Below are 1,379 nucleotides of genomic sequence, written 5' to 3'. Positions count from 1 at the left end.
GTTCGGCGGTGTCCTACTCTCCCACAGGGTCCCCCCTGCAGTACCATCGGCGCTGTAAGGCTTAGCTTCCGGGTTCGGAATGTAACCGGGCGTTTCCCTCACGCTATGACCACCGAAACACTATGAAACAATCAACCGCACCACACCGTGACCATGGCATGGGGTTGTTCGTGGTTTCAGAACCAACACAGTGGACGCGAGCAACTGAGGACAAGCCCTCGGCCTATTAGTACCGGTCACCTCCACACATTACTGTGCTTCCAGATCCGGCCTATCAACCCAGTCGTCTACTGGGAGCCTTACCCCATCAAGTGGGTGGGAGTCCTCATCTCGAAGCAGGCTTCCCGCTTAGATGCTTTCAGCGGTTATCCCTCCCGAACGTAGCCAACCAGCCATGCCCTTGGCAGAACAACTGGCACACCAGAGGTTCGTCCGTCCCGGTCCTCTCGTACTAGGGACAGCCCTTCTCAAGACTCCTACGCGCACAGCGGATAGGGACCGAACTGTCTCACGACGTTCTAAACCCAGCTCGCGTACCGCTTTAATGGGCGAACAGCCCAACCCTTGGGACCGACTCCAGCCCCAGGATGCGACGAGCCGACATCGAGGTGCCAAACCATCCCGTCGATATGGACTCTTGGGGAAGATCAGCCTGTTATCCCCGGGGTACCTTTTATCCGTTGAGCGACGGCGCTTCCACAAGCCACCGCCGGATCACTAGTCCCGACTTTCGTCCCTGCTCGACCCGTCGGTCTCACAGTCAAGCTCCCTTGTGCACTTACACTCAACACCTGATTGCCAACCAGGCTGAGGGAACCTTTGGGCGCCTCCGTTACCCTTTAGGAGGCAACCGCCCCAGTTAAACTACCCATCAGACACTGTCCCTGATCCGGATCACGGACCCAGGTTAGACATCCAGCACGACCAGACTGGTATTTCAACGACGACTCCACCCGAACTGGCGTCCGAGCTTCACAGTCTCCCAGCTATCCTACACAAGCCGAACCGAACACCAATATCAAACTGTAGTAAAGGTCCCGGGGTCTTTCCGTCCTGCTGCGCGAAACGAGCATCTTTACTCGTAGTGCAATTTCACCGGGCCTATGGTTGAGACAGTCGAGAAGTCGTTACGCCATTCGTGCAGGTCGGAACTTACCCGACAAGGAATTTCGCTACCTTAGGATGGTTATAGTTACCACCGCCGTTTACTGGCGCTTAAGTTCTCAGCTTCGCCACCCCGAAGAGTGACTAACCGGTCCCCTTAACGTTCCAGCACCGGGCAGGCGTCAGTCCGTATACATCGCCTTACGGCTTCGCACGGACCTGTGTTTTTAGTAAACAGTCGCTTCTCGCTGGTCTCTGCGGCCACCCCCAGCTCG

2 rRNA genes (1 of these 2 only partly in view) are annotated in these 1,379 nt (G+C 56.7%); both read right to left on the bottom strand.

The features are described from left to right. A 5S ribosomal RNA gene (gene rrf / locus ACFV46_RS33545) occupies window positions 1–117 on the bottom strand. Between the two features lie 89 nt (window positions 118–206). Beyond that, window positions 207–1,379 (bottom strand): 23S ribosomal RNA (locus ACFV46_RS33540); it runs 1,801 nt beyond the window's last position.

It is taken from the genome of Streptomyces sp. NPDC059852, assembly GCF_042731455.1.
In the GTDB taxonomy this organism is placed as follows: domain Bacteria; phylum Actinomycetota; class Actinomycetes; order Streptomycetales; family Streptomycetaceae; genus Streptomyces.
This window is presented reverse-complemented; position numbering and strand designations above follow the sequence as displayed.